Source organism: Leptolyngbya sp. BC1307 (assembly GCF_002286735.1).
Lineage (GTDB): Bacteria > Cyanobacteriota > Cyanobacteriia > Phormidesmidales > Phormidesmidaceae > Phormidesmis.
The window spans coordinates 42,571-62,088 of record NZ_NRTA01000025.1 but is presented as its reverse complement, the minus strand read 5'-3'; the positions used below and the strand labels follow the sequence as shown (position 1 = coordinate 62,088).

Genomic DNA, 19,518 nt, shown 5'->3' with positions numbered 1-19,518 from the left:
CTTCTAGGCAGCAACACAATAAAAAGGCCGGTCGCCTTGACTTCATGGTGATCACCGTTAAATTTCTGCCTGACTAATCTTTTGTCAGTCAATCAGGAGTCTCAGTCACCCTACTAATCAAATTAGGCAAGATAGCCCATCTAACAGTGCAGTCGTGTGGCGGTAGATAGATTTGAACACTTATCAATAACCTCTGACCCACCCGCGCCAATAAAGTGTTAGGGGCATCTGCAAGCGACTTAGATTACATCGATTTTAATTGCTGGCGCAGCATGTAACCAATCCACTCCCGCAAGTTCATTAAACGTACCGAGGTTCTTTCAGACACACCAGACTCTGATGAAGGATCCAATCGAGGTATAGTCGTCCCAGTATATGAATTGTCACGCAGGATAGCACCTTCATGAAGGTATTTCGATCTCTTTTGATAGTGAGATTTGAATATTTTAATGAGGGAATGTCCCTCTTCTAACGCCAGATATTTTTTCACATAGTCAACGACTCGTGCCGAAATTTTATATTGCACCTGACCGCAGCTATCGCACCTTCCTGAAGGATTAGAGTCAATTGTTGAAGCTACTTCAATTGCTGACATATACAACACAGTGGCAAGCTCTTCTGCTCGTCTAGAAAAAAGTGTTGATACTGATTTTAGTCGGGGATGTTCTTGCAGGGATACAGTGGTTACTCCATCTTCATTCTCCTGTTCTCCCGTAAAGATTAATCGGTCGTAGATTAACGCATCTTGTTCTCTCGCTACATGAAAGTGATGGCAAGAACGGATAAAAGCTTCTTCTTCAGAACTTAGCTCATTTCCAGACACGATGCGATCAAAAAATTGAACAGCCTGAGATGAAAGAAGTAGATAACCGCTGTAGTGTGGAATGTCATCCATCCATTCTTCGTCGGAAACAAAAGTATTTACCTCCGGGTAACTTGTTTTTTCTGACTCCATGTCAGATATGATGTCTTGCCTATCCTCTTGACCTGAAAGCCAGAAGAGGCTATTTGTTTCTACGCTAAGAATATCCAACAAACATGACGAGATACGCAAAACTTCTGCTTTAGCATCTACGCCATCAAAGGCCCTTACTTTGATCTTGAGCAGAGAGGTAGCAGGATGCTGGTCTGGTGAAATTTCAAACCACTGACCGGAATAAGGAGCGAGTGATCTGTAGAGTGAGGAAACTGGCGCTTCTAAAGTTTTGATTACAGGATTATTTCGGCGCTGATATGCCCTATCAACAGCATCTTTCAATTGTTGCCCCAATTCACTTTCTTCATTTATGGATTTACCGAACTGCTCTCCAAAATGGATTCCGCTAATTACAGCTTTTTGACTGTACGTAAGCGAGATAGATATCACATCTTCCTGATCTATATCAGCCCAGCCAAGAAATATGGTTTGTGAAGCTCCATCCTTGTGCGGTTGATAATTCCAAGCACATTTTCCGAATTTACTCCGCAACTCAGCCCAGAAAGCACGTAAAAAGCTGTTTGATTCGAGAAGACCTGAAATTTTGTCAATCTTAATTTTCATGGGATAGCAGAGGGTGATTGAAAAGAAAACTGATCAGATTTCTATATTCTCATACGTAATCCTAAAGTCTCAAAAGGGAGCTATGCTTGCCATCTAATCACAGGGAGATAGGCGAGAAGTTTCTGTCTAAACATAGCTGATCGCAGGCTAGTAAATCCAAGCAATCAATCCTTCATTCACAAGACGAAAACTACAAGTTCTTTTCCCTTACAAAATTGGGCTAAAACAAAAGCCACTCGATCCGAAAACTGGGTGGCTTTTGCTATAAAAATCTGGTTTCGGACGTTACAAGTCTGATGTTAAGCCTGACGTGAGTAGTACTCAACGACCAGCAGCTCATTGATGTTCAGCGCAATCCATTCGCGCTCAATGACGCTATTGACCTTCGCTTCCATCTTGCCCTTGTCAAACTCCAGGTGAGCGGGAATGTTGGCCAAACCTGGAAACTCCAAGTTCGACTCTACAAGCTTCCGAGAAGCTTCCTTATTGCGTACCCCAATTACATCACCCGGACGACACTGATAGCTCGGAATGCTCACTACCCGGCCATTGACCGTAAGATGCCCGTGATTGACCACTTGCCGCGCCGCCGGGATGGTTGGTCCCATACCCAAACGAAACGCCGTGTTGTCCAGCCGCATCTCTAGCTGCTGTAAAATCACCTGTCCGGTAGAACCCCCGGCCCGACGTGCTTTTTTCACGTAGCGGAGGAGCTGGCGCTCGGTAACACCATAGTTGTAACGAAGCTTTTGCTTCTCTTCTAGACGAATGCCGTACTCAGACTTCTTTTTACGAGCCTGACCGTGCTGTCCAGGGGGATACGCTTTCCGAGCCGATTTGCGGGTTAAACCCGGCAGGTCGCCTAAGCGGCGCACCACTCTTAGGCGAGGACCTCTATATCGAGACATTGTTTCTCCAACTAAATTTGTTCACAGATCTGGCATTATAGCCTACAACCTGCCGCTGGTTTTGCTGCCTTGCTACGCCAGCGCGATTTTTTGAATAGGCGCGATCGCCCCCACTTTCTTAAACCGCACCGCCTGCTGCAAAAGCTGCCACGCCTGAGGAGACAGCGCCGCCGGAAACCCCAAAGCAGCAGTCACCAGCGGCTGCTTTTGCTTGAGCGCCACCAGCGCCCAGTGCAAATGCAAATACTGACGAATAGTCGCCAGCTTAGGGATCTGAGCTTGGTGCTGCTCGCCAATCCGCGCATAGATCCGCTCTTTGATCAGCATATTCGTCTGTAACCGCCGCTGTAGCGCAATTTTTTGGTCGTAGCCACCCGGCCAAACCGTGCGATAAGCCAAACACTGATTGATAAACAGCGCATCGCCATGCTCAGCCACCCGAATCCAAGAGTCGATATCGTCACAGCTCGTCATGCTCAAATCCCAGCCGCCCGACTTGAGAAAGGCATCTCGCCGTACCGCCACCTGAATCGGCGTACCAAACGGCACCACTTCTAGCAACATGCCGTAGTGAATATCGCCCTGAGGAATGTAAAAGACTTCACCGGGGCCAGTGCTGGGCGTGCGGCTCAGTTCGCGTTCTTCAGTATCGACCTGCGCTGCCTGGCAGGAGCAAATCACCGCAGCGGGCCGCAGACTCACCGCCTCAGCCATTTTTTCTATGCAGTCAGTTGCCAGATAGTCGTCGTCATCTACTAGCTTGATCCACTCGCCGCTGGCCGCTTCTACCCCTACATTCACCGCGCCTGCATGTTTGGTATTGGTTGAGTTGCGCACGTAGGTGACGCGATCGCCCAGCGACTCTACATAAGCCGATGTCCCATCAGTCGAGGCATTGTCTACCACCACTACCTGCGCAGGCACCGTTTGGTCAAAAGCCGACTGCACCGCTCGCTTGAGCAGGTCAAGCCGGTTATAAGTCGTAATTACAATGCTAAAGGGCACCGCTGCCATCGCTTAGCGCTCCACAAAACGTAGACTCACTCTCTGGTTAAAGATAGTCTTTTAGGAGCGGTGCTGGTTACTCTAACCAGGCCAATCACTCAGGATAGTTAAAACGATGAAGCCTCAGTAAATTCTCTGAATTTTTGTTGAGGGCTGCCGGAGATGTATCTTTTGCCAGTCACTTACAGAGTCAGAAGGTTAGACTAGCTTGAAAGCGCTTACGTTTTTTCTTAACCCCTTTAGGTTTGCACTCTCATAGTGATGGTTAACTCTGCGATGAACAGCCCCGCCCCCCAGCAATCTCAATCTGCCGTGCCCAGCCAGTCGGTGCAGTCCCCATCGCCGCTGCGTGCTGTCTTTGGGCGTACTGTCTTTGGGGCGCTGACCGCTGGTACGCTCGCCGTCACAATGCTGTTGGGTCAAGGCTGGGTCGGGCGATCGCCTGCCATAGCCCAAACAACAGCCCCCACCACAGAAGCCGAAACTCAAACGCCCCCACCCGAAGCTACCCAGACGGGCGGTGAGGAAGAAGCCATCACCTACGGCGAGCTGCTGAAAAAAATTGATAACGGCGAAGTCGCAGAATTAGAGCTTGACCAGATGGGCGGCGTTGCCAGAGTCCGGCTCAAGTCAGACGCAGAAGATGCCCCGTTCCGCGAAGTCAAAATATTTGCCAACGACCGCAACCTCGACCTGCAAGAACGACTCCAAGCCAATGACGTCGCTTGGGAAGCCAGCCCCAACAGCGATAACAGCGCACTCACAGGCTTTGCCACCACCGCTTTTATCGGCATGATCGTCGTATTCGCCATGCTGATGCTGCTGCGAAAATCAGCGGGCTCAGGCGGCGGGGCAATGAGCTTTGGCAAATCAAAGGCGCGCTTTCAAATGGAGGCAAAAACCGGCGTCGTGTTTGACGATGTGGCCGGTATTGATGAAGCCAAAGAAGAGCTACAAGAAGTCGTGACCTTTCTCAAAAATCCTGAGCGATTTACCGCAATTGGCGCGCGCATTCCCAAAGGTGTGCTGCTAGTCGGGCCTCCAGGCACAGGTAAAACGCTGCTGGCCAAGGCGATCGCTGGCGAAGCCGGTACGCCCTTCTTCAGTATTTCTGGCTCCGAATTTGTCGAAATGTTTGTCGGGGTTGGCGCTTCTCGCGTCCGTGACCTGTTCAAAAAAGCCAAAGAAGCTTCCCCCTGTATCGTCTTTATCGATGAGATTGACGCAGTCGGTCGGCAGCGCGGCACTGGCATTGGCGGCGGTAACGATGAGCGCGAGCAAACGCTCAACCAGCTGCTGACCGAAATGGACGGCTTTGAGGGTAACAGCGGCATTATCATCATCGCGGCCACCAACCGCCCCGACGTGCTCGACTCAGCCTTGCTGCGCCCCGGTCGCTTTGACCGCCAGGTGATGGTAGATCTGCCCGGCTACAACGGTCGCCTGGGTATTTTACGGGTGCATGCCCGCGACAAAAAAATTAGTGAAGAAGTCAAGATGGAGGCGATCGCCCGTCGCACCCCCGGCTTCTCAGGCGCGCAGCTCGCTAACCTGCTGAACGAAGCGGCCATTCTCACCGCCCGTCGCCGTAAAACTGCCGTCACCATGCTAGAAGTCAATGACGCCATTGACCGGCTGACGATGGGTCTGAGCCTGACCCCGCTGCTAGACAGCAAGAAAAAGCGACTGGTCGCCTATCACGAAGTCGGCCATGCCCTAGCAGGCACCCTGTGTAAGAATGCCAGCCCGCTGAACAAGGTGACGATTATCCCGCGATCAGGTGGCGTCGGCGGCTTTGCTAGCTTTTTGCCTAAAGAAGAGCAGGTAGATGACGGCCTGATCTCCTACGGTGAGATTGTCGATCAGCTGGTGGTCGCGCTGGGGGGTCGTGCCGCTGAAGAAGTGATCTTTGGCCATGACGAAGTCACTGTTGGCGCTAGCAGCGATATTGAGCAGGTGACTCGCATTGCCCGGCAGATGGTCACTCGCTACGGTATGTCTGAGCTAGGGTCTTTTGCCCTAGAAAGCGCTAACTCCCAGCCCTTTTTGGGCCAGTCAAACCTGATGGGCGGCGGCCATGAGTATTCCGACCAGCTAGCCACCAAAATTGATGAAAAGGTGCGGGCGATCGCGCAAGAAAGCCTGGAAAAAGCGATCGCCATTATCAGCAACAATCGCACCCTGGTTGACCGGCTGGTAGATACGCTAATCGAAAAAGAGACTATCGATGGCGACGAGTTTCGTCACATTGTCAGCGAATACATTCAGGTACCCGACAAAGATACCGTCAAACTCACTGAGTCAATAGTGGGTCAATAGCCGAGCCCTGTCAGCTACTGAACAGCCACTGAAAAATTAAGGCCGCTGCTTCTTGGAGATAACACCCAGAGAGCAGTGGCCTTTTTACATGATCTGCTGAAATCTAGACTGCCTGATGTTACTGAGGCAAGGCGGCACGGCGCTGACCATCAGCCATGGCCTGAAGAACCAGCGCGGGGTCTACCCAGTTGCCCTGATAGCGCATTCCCCAGTGCAGATGAGGCCCCGTTGTGCGGCCCGTCATACCAACCCGGCCAATGCGATCGCCGGTCGCTACCCCTTGTCCTTCAGCCAGACGCAGCCCGCCGCCGCTATCAACAAACACCCGGGTGCCGCCCTCATAGGTAACGTAGCCCTGCATGTGACAGTAGACATGCGTCCAATCGCCAGACTCAATGATCACCGAAGTACCGCAGGCGCTGTCATCAGACACCTCTACAACGCGGCCCTCCCACCAGTTGCGGATGTAGCTACCTGAGGGCGAAGCGATATCAAGGCCGTAGTGAAAAGAAGAGCCGCGATAGCCAAAAGCCGAAGTGTAAGCTTGAAACCCTTCTACCGGGAAAGAGGCTATCTGCCAGGGCTCACCCGCGCGGGCAATTTGGGCATCAGGCGTAGCCGTAGCGGCTTTTCTAAAGGGCTGTGGAGCCACTTCGCCCAGCCCAGCCACCAGCAGGCTACCGGCTACTAGCAGGCCGCAATAGACCCGGCTACGCTGACGAGCATGAGGGGCTAACCGCTGACGCAGCGAGGGAGAAAAAAATCGCTTCATACAAATAACACAGTTTGTCGAGTGAAGAACTAAACTAAGTACCATCACTGAGCGGAAGCTAGTTTTTGTGTAGTTTCTGTCTAATTTTTATAAACTACTGGCCCATTTTAGGCGCAACAAAAGACGGTTTCTTCTCAGCACAAGCGGGGCGTTTGAGGTAATGTACCCCGAAATCCTGCTCAGGATAGAGATGAAGCCGTCTTTGATAAGTATTGCTGATTTGAATTAATTTGATTGATTAACAAACGCTTGTCAAAAAAGAGGAAAACTGTTTTTCAGAACACAAATATTGCACAAAAGTCTGCAGGTATCAGCGAAATTACGGAGAGTGCAGTTGATCGGCTTTAAAGAAGCCATAAAGTCACCGCCGAGAGATTCCTGCAGCAGCGGAGCAGTTCTGTACTAGTCAATCCCTGCCTATTTCTGAGTAGTGAGCTGCCGCACTTTGGCCAGCAGTGCCTTAGGATCAATCGGCCTGCTGAGAATATCGTGATGAGCCATAGGAGAAGACGGTGAGGACTGCTGATTGACCAGCGCTAGCACCTTAGCGTTAACTGCCGTCACCGCTAGCTGAATGGCTTTGACTGCGTTGATATCCTGACCTAGCAAAGACAGATTGGCAATCAGCATGACCGGGCGCAGCGAGTCTAGCTGAGCAGCTAACTGGTCGGCCTTAATCAGCCACAGCACCTTGTAACCAGCCGCTATCAGCATGTCGCAGGCGATCGCCGCACTCTCTTCACTGTCTTCTAGCAAAATCACCCGCTCTGCCGTGTCTTCTAAGGTAGAGGGCACCTGGTAATGGCGCGGCAGTTGAGGATCGCGCTGCACCGGTAGCCGCACTGTAAAGGTAGAGCCTTTACCTACTTTAGAGTTGACCTGGATTGACCCGTCGTGCAGTTCTACCAGGCGCTTAGTCATCGCCAACCCCAACCCCGTGCCTGAGTACTGGCGCTGAAAAGGAGATTCTAACTGCTTGAATTTTTCAAACAGAATGCTCTGCTGAGAGTCAGGAATGCCGATACCGGTATCTTCTACCTGAAAGATGACCATCTGCGGCTCTCGCCAAACGCGCAAAGCAATCTGACCGCCTGCTGGCGTAAACCTGATCGCGTTGTGCAGCAAATTAGAAACGATCTGCTGCAGGCGTTTGTCATCGGCTCTGAAGCGATCGCTTTGAGGGTCAGTTTCGGGGGCAATTTGAGAAGCAAGCGATAGGGTAACGCCTTGCTTTTTAACCAGCGCTTGATGGTGGTCGGCAACCGTATTGACTAGCTGAGTAAGCGAAAGGTCGCTAAACTCTAGCAGCGATCGCCCTGCCTCAACCTTGGCAAATTCGAGAATATTGTTGATCAGATCTAACAGCTGCTCGCCACTCTGGTTGATGGTTGTGAGGTAGCTGCGCTGGCGATCGCTCAGTGCGCCAAACGACCAGCGCAGCAGCGTTGCCGACATGCCAATGATGTAGGTGAGCGGCGTTCTTAGCTCGTGGCTCATGGTAGAGAGAAATTCGTCTTTGGTCACATTAGCTGATTCGGCTGCCGCCAGTGCGTCGTGCAAATTCTGCGTGCGCTCAATCACGCAGCTCTTTAAGCTGACAGACTGCTGGCGCAACTGCTGATAGAGCCCGGCCTGACTCACGGCCACAGCCAGATGCTCGGCCACCTGCTGCAAAAATACGGCTTCGTCTTCCTGCCAATGACGATAGTGACGGCACTGGTGGGCTATCAGCAGCCCCCATAGCTGATCCTGAACAATAATAGGAGCAATAATTTTTGATTTGACCTGAGCCTGGTGCAAAAAATTGAGTAGACAGTCCGCATGGGCATACCGCTGATCGACATTGTCCACAGCGATGGGCTGGCCCATCAAATAACCGGCTCGCGCGGGCAGCGATGGCTGAAAGCAGGCCACCTCTGAGGCATGTAAAACTGAAGAAATCTCCGGTGAGAGGCACGACTCGTAAGTGACACTGCCCGACCGAACCGGCTCACCGCTAGCGGCGGGACTTGTCTGGTCTAGATCAGACGACGCAGGAGTCGCTGCTGCACCCTCTGGCTGCTCAAGCTGCTCAAACTGATGGAGCACCAGACGATCAGCGGAAATCAGCGATCGCACCTGATTGACGGCAGACTCTAAAATCTCAGGTAAGTCCTGACTATGGCGAACCTGCGTAATAATTTGATTGAGGAGTTGGCTCTGCTTGAGCTGATGATCAATCGGTGCCTGAGTCGCTGAGGGCTGCTGTTCGGGCTCTGCTGGCGAGGCGGTCAGGCGCTTGGCCCAGCTCAGCATAAAAGCTGCCTGGGGGGTGGCTTCAGCCGCTGTCTCGCGGACACTCGCCGCAGTAAACGCCTCTGCTAAGTGGGCGGCTGGCCCCTGATTTAAAGTCCGGCGTGAGGTGATCTGACGAGGTTCTCGATGCTTGTTTGGGGCGAAGCTGGCGACATTGCTCTGCACCTGCTCGACAAATCGGGCGATCGCGTTTTCATCAAAAGTCAACGTCACCTGGTACTCATCCGCCGCTGTTGTCTCCTTGCGGCCTGCCTTCTTGCACCTTCCCCGCCGCCGAGGCTGACCCACTGGCGCAGCCGTCAACAAAACATTCAGCGCCGGAGAGCGCATCAGCACAAAGCTGCTAATGCCTGAGTGCTCTGCGTCTCCGCTAGCGACCTTTTGAGACCAGCCAGATGGCTGAGACTCTGTCGTTACTGATGTGAATAGGTGCGCCTGCTGCATCAAACCTTCTCTCAGCCGTTGATAGGCTTGCAGAGAGAACGTTTGGGAGGTAGTGAGGCGTTCAGAAGTTGATATCATGGGGGACTTGCGCAAAACGTAGAATGCTTTGACCAAGCTCAAAGCTGTGACGGAATAAAGGCAGCGATCACTTGTCAGCTATTAGCTACGTCATAAAAAATTGTCGAAGGAGGCTTAGTTTGACAGCAAAAAAGTTAAAAGTTTCTTAAGTTAATCAAGCAATAAAATCAGCGGCATCATGCCAGCGGCTGTTAGCTCTTGTAGAGTTTTCAGACAGCTTAATTGATAGTTTTAATTTTACTTTGATGATCGTAACCCCCACTGATCTCTATCTGCCGTTATCTCAATAGTTCTTTTATGTTTCCGACTTTATGCACCGTTTAGCAGCCACACCCGGCGGATGGGACAGCAGCGCAGAAGGCGTCGTTTTCATTGAGCAAACGCCCGCGCCCATCGTTGTATTAACAGCCGCTGATACAGACATCTCAGCCCTGAGCCAGGCGCTGACCGGCTTGCCCGTGGGCTTTAGCGATCTGCGCAGCCTCAATCTATTGCAGCTCCAGCAGCAGCTCACTATTGATACCTACGCCGACACAGTGCTGCGCCATGCCCAGCTGATTGTTTTAAGAGTGTTAGGCGGACGAGCATACTGGTCTTACGGGCTAGAAGTGGTGAAGGCGATCGCCGCAGAAACCGGCGCAGCGCTGGTCGTCATGCCCGGAGATGACCGCCCCGATCTTGACCTGATGGGTCACTCCACAGTGCCGTTAGCGGTGGTCAATCAGCTGTGGCAGTACTTTACCGAAGGCGGGGTCAATAACTTACGCAATGGGCTGCTTTATATCAGCGATCGCACCCTCGCTACTCACTATCAGCCGCCTGTGCCACAGCGCATTCCCCGGATAGGTACATTTGCCACTTCTGAAATTGAAAATGATCCTTTATTTAGTTCAGGGTCCTCACTTCAAAGCATCGAGAAAACGCGATTTAGCAAACAACTTAATGAACAGATATTAAGCTCCCAGCAAAATCACTTACCCGCTTTAGTAGGCGCAAAAGTTGGCATTCTTTTTTACCGGGCGCATTATCTATCGGGCAACACAAAAGTCATTGAAGCCATTGCCGCTGCATTGGCTCAGCGGGGACTGCAACCTGTGCCTATCTACGTGTCTTCTCTAAAAGAAACTGAAATTCAGCAGTCGCTCTTGCACTATTGTCAGGCGGATAGCGATCGCCCCATTGAGCTATTGATCAATACCACTAGCTTTGCTGTCGCCAACCTTACTCAGCCCGCCGCTGGTGCTACTGCATTCGACCTGTGGCAAGCCTTAGATATACCCGTATTGCAAGCTATCTGTAGCGGCAGCCCCCGCGAACAGTGGCAAAATCACCCTCAGGGACTGACGCCGCGCGATATTGCCATGAATGTTGCCTTGCCCGAAGTAGACGGGCGCATTATCACGAGAGCAGTCTCTTTTAAGGCGGCGCAAACGGCAGCGGGGAGCAAACTACAAACTGATGTGGTGATGTACGAGCCAGAGGGCGATCGCGTGGCCTTTGTCGCCGACTTAGCGGCCCGCTGGATTCGGCTGCGGCGCACCTCTCCTGAAAACCGTAAGATTGCCCTGGTGCTGGCTAACTATCCCAACCGCGATGGTCGCATCGCCAATGGCGTCGGGCTCGATACGCCTGCTAGCTGTCTCAACATACTGCAGGCGCTGAAGCAGGCAGGCTACACCGTGGGTGATTTGCCCAAAACCGGCGATGACCTGATGGCACAGCTGGCGCAGGGCGTCACCAACGATCCTGAAAGCTACGGTTTGCGGCCCAGCCATCAAACGCTCTCTGAAGCCAACTATCAGGCATTCTTTGACACTTTGCCCGCAGCGGTAAAGCGCGGCGTGACTCAGCGATGGGGCACTGCCGCCGCAGAATGGCAGCGCTTTTCAGCCGGAGCGCCAGGGCTATCTGAACGCTCAGCACTACCGATTTCAGGCCTCCAGTTTGGCAATATTTTTGTCGGCATTCAGCCTAGCCGGGGCTACGATCTCGATCCGAGTTTGAACTATCATGCCCCCGATTTAGAGCCCACTCATGCCTACCTGGGCTTTTACCACTGGCTGCGCCATCACTTTGCCGCCGATGCCGTTGTCCATGTCGGTAAGCATGGCAATCTAGAATGGCTGCCCGGCAAGGGCATTGCGCTCTCAGCCCAGTGCTATCCAGAAGCCGCTTTTGGCCCAATGCCGCATTTCTACCCGTTCATCGTCAACGATCCGGGTGAAGGGGCTCAGGCCAAGCGGCGATCGCAAGCCGTCATTCTCGACCATCTCACCCCACCGATGACCCGCGCCGAACTGTACGGCCCCTTACAGCAGCTAGAAAGCCTGGTCGATGAATACTACGAAGCCCAAAACCTCGACCCGACGCGCCTACTGATCATCGCCGACAAAATCATCACCCTGCTCAACAACACCGACTTGCAGCAGGACTTGAACTTAACAGCTGCCCCTCAAGCTCAGTCCGACCATTTACAAACCTGGCTACCCCAGATCGACGGCTACCTCTGCGAACTCAAAGAAGCCCAGATTCGAGACGGCCTGCACATCTACGGCCAGTGTCCTGAAGGCAGGCAGCTCAGAGATCTGATCGTCGCGATCGCCCGTCACCCCAGTTCAGCCCCCAGTTCAGCGCACATGGGTTTGAGCAGAGCGATCGCCCAAGCCTGGCAGCTCGACCTCGACCCCCTCACCGCCGACCTCAGTGAGCCTTGGCCAGCCAAAACCCCACCCGACTGCCGCACCGTTGGCGACGTTGTAGAACGCATCGAACAACAAGCCGCCACCTACATAGGCACCCTTCTTGCTTCCCCCCTTCTTTCTTCTCCTCTTCCCCTTCCCCTCCAACCTGTTCTTACCTGGGTCACTCACACCCTCATCCCCAACCTCACCCGCACCACCGACGAAATCACCCATCTCCTCCACGGCCTCAACGGTGGCTACATTCCTAGCGGCCCATCGGGAGCCCCTACCCGCAATCGCCCCGAGGTTTTACCGACCGGACGCAACTTCTACTCCGTCGATATCCGCGCCATCCCCACCGAAAGCGCCTGGGACGTAGGCCGCAAAGCTGCTGAAATTTTGGTTGAGAACTACACGCAAGAAAACGGTGAGTATCCGCGCACGCTCGGCCTGTCAATGTGGGGCACAGCGGCCATGCGCACAGGTGGCGACGACATGGCAGAAGCATTGGCCCTCCTGGGCGTCCGCCCGGTGTGGGATGGCCCTAGTCGGCGAGTGGTTGACTTCGAGATTTTGCCTGTGTCTCTGCTGGGTCGCCCTCGGGTCGATGTGACACTGCGGATCTCTGGCTTTTTCCGTGATGCCTTTCCTAACTTAATCTCTTTGTTTGACCAGGCGGTGAACGCTGTTTCTGCTTTAGATGAACCACCCGAGCAAAATCCGCTGGCCGCTCAGGTGCAAAGAGACTACGCCCATTGGCAGCAGCAGGGGCTAAATGATCAACAGAGTTTAGAGCGATCGCGCTATCGCATTTTCGGATCTAAACCTGGCGCATACGGAGCCGGGCTCCAGGGCCTGATCGAAGCGCAAAACTGGGAGAGTGACGCTGACTTAGCTCGCGCTTATATCAACTGGAGCGGTTACGCTTACACCGGCCAAGCTGATGGCCACAGCGCCTCAGAAGCCTTCAGTCAGAGGCTTTCGCAGATGCAGATTGTCTTGCAAAATCAGGACAACCGCGAACATGACCTGCTCGACTCTGACGATTATTATCAGTTCCAGGGTGGGCTAACTGCAGCGGTGAAGGCGCAGCGAGGAGAGTCGCCAACCACTTACTTCGGCGATAATGCAGTGCCCGAAAATCCGAAGGTGCGATCGCTCAAATCTGAAATTGCCCGCGTCTACCGCTCCCGAGTTGTAAACCCTAAATGGATAGCAGGCGTGATGCGTCACGGCTACAAAGGCGCGTTTGAAATGGCCGCTACGGTAGATTATCTATTCGCTTACGACGCAACAACCGGCTGCGTAGAAAACCATATGTATGAAGGCGTCGCCGATGCCTATGTGTTTGACCCGGCAGTGCGCAAGTTCATCGAAAAATCTAACCCTTGGGCGCTGCGCGATATGGCTGAGCGCCTGCTTGAGGCCAATCAGCGAGGTCTTTGGCAAGGCGCGAGTGAGGAGAAAGTGGATGGGCTGAGAGCGATCGCCCACACTGCCGAAGGCCAAATAGAAGCAGGACTATCCGGCATCGGATGAGGCTTTATCTAAAGTTCTAAATCTGCCCGGTCAGAACGTCTTTAGCCGCTTCTCTAAACTCTGGAAAGACAACAGACTCAATCTGACTATCTTCTTGATACACTTTCTCCTGGTAAGTCTCGTTGACGAGCGTTAGCACCGTCACCTGATCGCGATGCGGATCGATAATCCAGTATTCGGGAATGCACCATTCTTGATATTGCTCACGCTTCCAAACGTAGTCACGCTGGTAGTTAGCGCTACTCTCTGGCCTACTCTCTGGCCCCGGGCTCACCACTTCTGCAACAAATAAAGGCGGTGTCATGCCTAATAGAATAGCCTGCCTCGCCATCTCTAAATGCTCAGGCTGCATTACCATCAAGTCGGGCTTACGATTCACCTGCTTATCACCCACGGGCCGCACCTGAATCTCTTTATTGCCATTGCGAATTCTACTCAGAAGCGCCCTATTGTTCATAAGAGAAAAGCAAACACCTAATACAACAGAAGCCAGTCTCAAATTGATATCATCTTCTGAAGACACTTCAATCAGTTCTCCGGTGCTGAGCAAGCGATAGTTCCGTTCAGCAGACAGCTGATCGTCATCTAGATACTCTTGAGAGTCTTGGTAGCGGCGAGAGACGGCGTAAGTCATGGGCTGCCCTCTAATTTGGAGATTAAGTGGCCTAAGTAAACCGACAGGTGAATGAACTTATTCTAAGTCGGCTGCGCCGGCTGCTGCTACTGCTGGTGCTGTGACGCTCGGATCTACCCGTATCCATAGGGCAAGTTCTAGAGCTTCATCTTGTAAGGCAAAGTCGATTACCCGCGCAGTTAAGCCGCGTCGGTCTAACTGCTGCAAGCTCAGGCGTTCGTTGACAGCGCCTAGCAGGGTGTCTACCAGGCGCTGAGGGGCGGGTTGACCGTTGACGATGAGCGTGGGCTTAGTAAGGGTGAGGCGATCGCCTGCCGTAATCATCAGCCCCGTCTCTGCTTCTAAAAACAGCGTTTCCGACTGAACTAAATCTTCAAGCTCTACGGTAATCTTCAGGCGATCGCTTGCCAAAAACTGAATAGATGGATTGTTAATACGGTAGCGATCGCGCTCCCTCGCCTGGGCTGCATTGAGCCCACCGATCCTAATTTGGCTCAGGCGTTCTGCCACAGCAGGAGACGCTAAAAAAGTATTCAGATCGGCTTCGGTCAGCACTAGCCGCACCGCTCCCTGCAACGGCTGATCGAGCACTACCTGCCCCTGGCGCAAGCTTTTAAACTCCAGGTCAATCGGGTCAGTCTCTAGCTCGGCCACTGCCAAACGCAAACCCGGTACTGGCAAAACTCCCCGACCGGCAATGCGCACCCGGTCAACCCGGCCCTGCAATAATTGCAGAGACGAGCCATTGTCTATCCGCACGTCCAAGCTCTCAACGCCAGATAGACGCGAGCGAATGGCATTTTCAGCCACCTGATCAAGCACGATGCCAACCGGCGAAATCAGCAGCAGCAAACCAGAGAGTAAAACGGTGAGGAGTTCCACTAGCGCACCGCTGCCTCGACCCAGTCCTTGAGCGTATCGACGACTGCCTCTAGCGCTATTTCTTCAGCGTCACCGCCAGCACGTTTGACGACTTCTACCTTGCCGTTCTTGAGCGATCGCCCCGTCACAATCCGAAAGGGAATGCCAATCAACTCGGCGTCTTTAAACTTCACCCCGGCTCGCTCTTTGCGGTCATCTAGGAGGGTTTCAACGCCCGCTGCGTTCAGCTCGTCGTGTAGCTTTTCGGCGGCGGCCATCTGGTCGGCATCACCGATATTCGGCACGACGACAATGGCATGGTAAGGGGCGATCGCCACCGGCCAAATAATCCCGTTTTTATCGTAAGACTGCTCGACGGCTGCCTGCGCTAGCCGTGAAACGCCCACGCCATAGCAGCCCATTTCTAGCGGTACTTCAGTCCCATTTTCAGCGGTATAGGTGGCTCCCATCGCTGTCGAATACTTGTGACCTAGCTGAAAGATATGGCCGATTTCAATGCCCCGAGCAGTTTGAATGGTCTGATTGGGATCGTGGACGGCCCGGTCGCCAGCGATCGCCTTCCGCAGATCCATCCGGTGTGACGGCAGCGTAAACTCCGCGCCCCAGTTACCGCCAACGATGTGATAGCCACTCTCATTTGAACCCGTCACAAAATTTTCTAGCGGTGCCGCCGTTTCATCTACCAGCCGCAAAAACTTGGGCGCTATTCCTGCCGCCTTGGCTTTTTCTGGAGAAATATAGTCATCGGCTAAATTGGGCGCGATGTAGCCCAGCGGCAGCGGTTTCGCCGCCCACTTTGCCTGATTCTCTGCGTCAGGAACTTCCAGAGCTAACACCGTCGCGGCCCCATAGTCAGCCGCCAGATTGGTCAAAGCATTTTGCAGCTTCACCTCATTCACATCCTGATCGCCGCGAATGCTCACCAGCACCAGCACCGACTGCTCACCCTCAGGCTCACGGTCGTAGGTCACCTGATACAAAACGTTTTTAACGATCTGCGTGGGCGAGCAGTCTAAAAATTTGGCCAGCGAAGCAATTGTCGGCGTGTTGGGCGTATCTCGCTTTTCGTAAGTCTTAAACGGCGAAGGAACTGCCTCTGGCGCTAGGGAAACGGCTTTTTCAACGTTGGCAGCATACTTACCATCGGCGGTATAGAGCACCTCGTCTTCACCGGCTTCTGCCAGCACCATAAATTCTGTTGAGCCAGAGCCGCCGATCGCCCCAGAATCCGCATCAACCGCGCGAAACGCTACGCCGCAGCGCCGCAGCATATTGCTGTAGGCCACATACATATCGTCATAGGTTTGCTTCAGGCTATCGGTATCGGTATGGAAAGAATAGCCGTCTTTCATAATAAATTCGCGCCCGCGCAAAAGACCAAACCGGGGGCGTATCTCGTCACGGAACTTGGTCTGCAGCTGGTAGAGATGCAACGGTAGCTGGCGGTACGAGCGGATCATGTCGCGGGCGATCGCCGTGATCACTTCTTCATGCGTCGGGCCAAGCGCCAGCTCTTGCTGACGGCGATCGCCCAGGGTAAACATAATCCCCTCAGCCTTGGTGTACATATCCCAGCGGCCTGACTCCTGCCAGAGAGCAGCCGGTTGCAGCTGCGGCAGCAGACATTCTTGAGCGCCCGTCGCGTCCATTTCTTCGCGCACAATCGCCGATATCTTATCGAGCACGCGCAGCAGTAAGGGCAAATAAGCATAGAGACCGCTAGAGATGCGGCGTATGTAGCCCGCCCGCAGCAGCAGCTTGTGACTTGGAATCTCTGCCTCTGCCGGATCTTCTCGCAGCGTGACAAACAGCATTTGAGACAGTCGCATAAGCCCCCTCTAACCTTAAATACCTGATATGGACAATAATCATCGAGCCGCCCAGCCTGAGCGCTCATCTCAGTCGCGTCTAGCGCCATCAATCTCAGATCAGTCTAGAGCATCCGGCCACGACAAACCTACCCGGTCTCAAACTCCAGCGCAAGACGAAGGGCGACTCAGCGCATTTGACAAGTATCTGCTCACTCAATGATTTTTGTCAGCGCTATATAGCGTTGGTCACTTGGCTTGAATACAGCAAGCAACGCAGGCAAAACCTTTGCATAACAACAGGCCAAGTAACTAGCGTCACCCGAATGCATCCGGGTAACGCTATAGTTCTGAAGCTAGTTCTCATGAGAAATTGCGCCGATAACGGCCCCCGTTGCCCTGATGTAGTCAGCGGTCGATAGCTGGATCATCTGCCCCCGCATTCCGGCGGAAACGGCGATTCGCTCATAGGCCTGAGCCCATTCATCTAGATAGACAGGGTAAGGCTTTTTGCAGGCGATCGCAGTGACCCCGCCGCGAACGTAGCCCGTTAGTGGCTGTACCTGCTTGAGCGGGACGGTATCTACTTTGCGATCGCCACTCAGCCGGGCTAGCGCTTTGAGGTCGAGCTGATAGCCGCCAGGGATGACCGCTAGCGCAATGCCATGCCGGTCGCCTTTCAGCACCAACGTCTTAAACACCTGATCAACGGGTAGCCCTAGCTTTTGAGCGGTTGACGTTGCGGTGAGGTCTTCAAGATCGACTGCATAGGTCAGCAGATCATACTCAATGCCGAGGGTGTCTAGTATGCGAGCAGCATTGGTTTTCATCGGCTCTATCTGAATCTATCTGAACGGATCACAGGTGTCATTGTGATTGATGAGGCCCGATCTCGGTAAAGCAGCAGCGATCGCGACCTTCAAATTTGGCCCGATACAAGCCCCGATCAGCAGCCGCTATCAGCATCTCAGGATGAACCTCCTCAGTAGAGCTAACCGACGAGATGCCCAGGCTCAGGGTAATCTGATTGCTCACCTGTGACTGACTGTGAGGAATAGCCAACTGCCGCACCTGTCGCTGAATTTCCTGAGCAACCCTGGTCACCCCAAGCTGATGGGTATTCGGCAAAATAACGGCAAACTCTTCGCCACCATAGCGAGCCACCAAATCATTAGAGCGTCTGGCAGATTGCTCAATTGTTTTGGCTACCCGTTTCAAGCACTCATCGCCCGCTTGATGACCGTAAGTATCGTTATAGCTTTTGAAGTAGTCGATGTCACACAAGATCAGCGACAGTGACGAGTGCCCCTGGCCAACGTTTTGCCATGCTTTTGCCAAGTAGTCGTCAAATGAGCGACGGTTGGCGACCTGGGTGAGTCCGTCCATATGAGCGAGTCGCGTGAGCTCCTGATTGAATGCCTGTAGATTGGCTTCAGCCCGCTTCAGCTTAGTGATATCGGTGGCCGTGCCAAAAATCTGAGTCGGGTTGCCCTGATCGTCTCTTTGAAATATGGTCTCCCGGCAGAGGAGCCAGCGCCAATGGCCCTGACGATGGCGGAAGCGGTATTCATTTTCTACGACCTCCCCGTCGCTGATAGTGGCCAGTTTGCGCCGCTCTAAGATCATTTTGGCCTTCTCTTCCCAATGAACCAGCTGCTCTAGATAGTGCGCACCTAGCTTACGTAAGTCTTCGGGTTCGTAGCCTAAAACATTGGTCAGCCAGCGACTGATATAGACGTTGCTGCCATCGGCAATGCTATCGACGTAGAGAATATTGGTGCTGGCATCAATAATGCCGTGAATAAAGCGCTGGCTTTCCTGCCACGCCTGCTCAGCTTGCTCACGCTCAATGGTCTCTCGCTTGAGCTGCCGCTCATGAATCTTGACTGCGGTCAACAGTGCCTGCTGCTGCTGGGCCTCAATAGCGGTGGTCATATGCAGAGCGATAGAAAGTACGAATACTCTGTCTAGCGCGGTCCACCGCCTAGCTAGGGCACACTCGCACCACAGCGCGCCAACGACCTTGCCATGACGGCGAACGGGCATTTCTAGCAGGGCACCGGGATGGTGAAGAACGTAGTTTTGCCGGACCAGAACGCCTATCAACCCGTCTGAGCAGGATGCCGCCTCGGCAACATTTTCAACGACTAGCCCAGAGCGATCGCCCAACTGCTCAAAGTACTGGGCGCAATCGGCTACTGCTATCACCGCGCCCGCCACATGGGTATCTTGATCCCGACGATAGCTATCTATTTGCTGAAACTGAGCATCAGCGGTATACATCCAGAGCGTGACCCGGTCTACCGCTAGCACCTCAGCAGCCGTCTGAGTAATCGTAGCGGCAGCGGCAGCTAAGTTGCTACCGTAGAGCGATGGATGCTGTGAGAGTAACTGTAAGCGCTGCTGCCTATCGATTAGCGGCAGCTGCATGAGCGCTTCAGGGGGGGGCGAAACTTCGGATATTAGATCTGCTGACGTGCAACCAGCTTTGATCGTACATTCGTCAGCTATTGGCTCCAGCATCTGAGGCACCGTTTTTTCACCTAAATGGGTTGCCTGGGAGCGGATCTTCAGATGATCTTTGGGGGATGTTTTGAAAGAGGTCTTGAAGAG

General features: G+C 53.3%; 12 protein-coding genes. 2 read left to right on the top strand and 10 right to left on the bottom strand.

Features of this window, described 5'->3' with window-relative positions:
- Positions 1–244: 244 nt before the first annotated feature.
- The 3 genes from CKL79_RS14160 to CKL79_RS14150 form a co-directional block, all read right to left on the bottom strand.
- A complete protein-coding gene (locus CKL79_RS14160; RefSeq protein ID WP_121970230.1) occupies positions 245–1,540 on the bottom strand; it encodes a hypothetical protein in 1,296 nt (431 codons plus the stop codon).
- Positions 1,541–1,839: 299 nt separating this feature from the next.
- Positions 1,840–2,448: a 30S ribosomal protein S4 gene (rpsD, locus tag CKL79_RS14155; RefSeq protein WP_121970229.1), complete on the bottom strand. Its 609-nt coding sequence runs from the start codon at positions 2,446–2,448 to the stop codon at positions 1,840–1,842.
- Positions 2,449–2,520: 72 nt separating this feature from the next.
- Positions 2,521–3,462 (bottom strand): glycosyltransferase family 2 protein, encoded by a 942-nt coding sequence (locus CKL79_RS14150; RefSeq protein WP_205879095.1) that lies wholly within the window; start codon positions 3,460–3,462, stop codon positions 2,521–2,523.
- 267 nt (positions 3,463–3,729) lie between these two features.
- Between CKL79_RS14150 and ftsH the strand changes: the two genes are divergently transcribed.
- Positions 3,730–5,772 carry an ATP-dependent zinc metalloprotease FtsH gene (gene ftsH / locus CKL79_RS14145; protein ID WP_276300329.1) on the top strand — a complete coding sequence of 681 codons (2,043 nt, stop codon included), beginning with the start codon at positions 3,730–3,732 and terminating at the stop codon, positions 5,770–5,772.
- Positions 5,773–5,890: 118 nt separating this feature from the next.
- Here the strand turns inward: ftsH and CKL79_RS14140 are convergent, their stop codons facing one another.
- Together CKL79_RS14140 and CKL79_RS14135 are read right to left on the bottom strand one after the other, a co-directional pair.
- Positions 5,891–6,544 carry a M23 family metallopeptidase gene (locus CKL79_RS14140; protein WP_121970228.1) on the bottom strand — a complete coding sequence of 218 codons (654 nt, stop codon included), beginning with the start codon at positions 6,542–6,544 and terminating at the stop codon, positions 5,891–5,893.
- Positions 6,545–6,961: 417 nt separating this feature from the next.
- Entirely contained in the window at positions 6,962–9,361 is a 2,400-nt protein-coding gene (locus CKL79_RS14135; protein WP_121970227.1) for a GAF domain-containing hybrid sensor histidine kinase/response regulator, read from the bottom strand.
- Positions 9,362–9,672: 311 nt separating this feature from the next.
- On the opposite strand from CKL79_RS14135, the gene cobN reads away from it, so the two are divergent.
- On the top strand, positions 9,673–13,581 hold the full coding sequence (gene cobN / locus CKL79_RS14130; RefSeq protein WP_121970226.1) for a cobaltochelatase subunit CobN: 3,909 nt from the start codon (positions 9,673–9,675) through the stop codon (positions 13,579–13,581).
- A 16-nt stretch (positions 13,582–13,597) separates the two neighbouring features.
- Here the strand turns inward: cobN and CKL79_RS14125 are convergent, their stop codons facing one another.
- From CKL79_RS14125 to CKL79_RS14105, 5 genes are all read right to left on the bottom strand, one after another.
- A complete protein-coding gene (locus CKL79_RS14125; RefSeq protein ID WP_121970225.1) occupies positions 13,598–14,215 on the bottom strand; it encodes a Uma2 family endonuclease in 618 nt (205 codons plus the stop codon).
- A gap of 57 nt (positions 14,216–14,272) precedes the next feature.
- Positions 14,273–15,097 carry a DUF2993 domain-containing protein gene (locus tag CKL79_RS14120; protein ID WP_170944067.1) on the bottom strand — a complete coding sequence of 275 codons (825 nt, stop codon included), beginning with the start codon at positions 15,095–15,097 and terminating at the stop codon, positions 14,273–14,275.
- The gene (locus tag CKL79_RS14115) at positions 15,097–16,926 is read right to left on the bottom strand and encodes a proline--tRNA ligase (RefSeq protein WP_121970223.1); all 1,830 of its coding nucleotides are present in this window, start codon (positions 16,924–16,926) and stop codon (positions 15,097–15,099) included. The genes CKL79_RS14120 and CKL79_RS14115 overlap by 1 nt, the downstream gene beginning before the upstream one ends.
- Before the next feature lie 335 nt (positions 16,927–17,261).
- Complete coding sequence (gene ybaK / locus CKL79_RS14110; RefSeq protein ID WP_121970222.1) at positions 17,262–17,735, bottom strand: Cys-tRNA(Pro) deacylase; 474 nt, start codon at positions 17,733–17,735, stop codon at positions 17,262–17,264.
- Between the two features lie 37 nt (positions 17,736–17,772).
- The gene (locus CKL79_RS14105) at positions 17,773–19,335 is read right to left on the bottom strand and encodes a diguanylate cyclase (protein ID WP_170944066.1); all 1,563 of its coding nucleotides are present in this window, start codon (positions 19,333–19,335) and stop codon (positions 17,773–17,775) included.
- Positions 19,336–19,518: the final 183 nt, after the last annotated feature.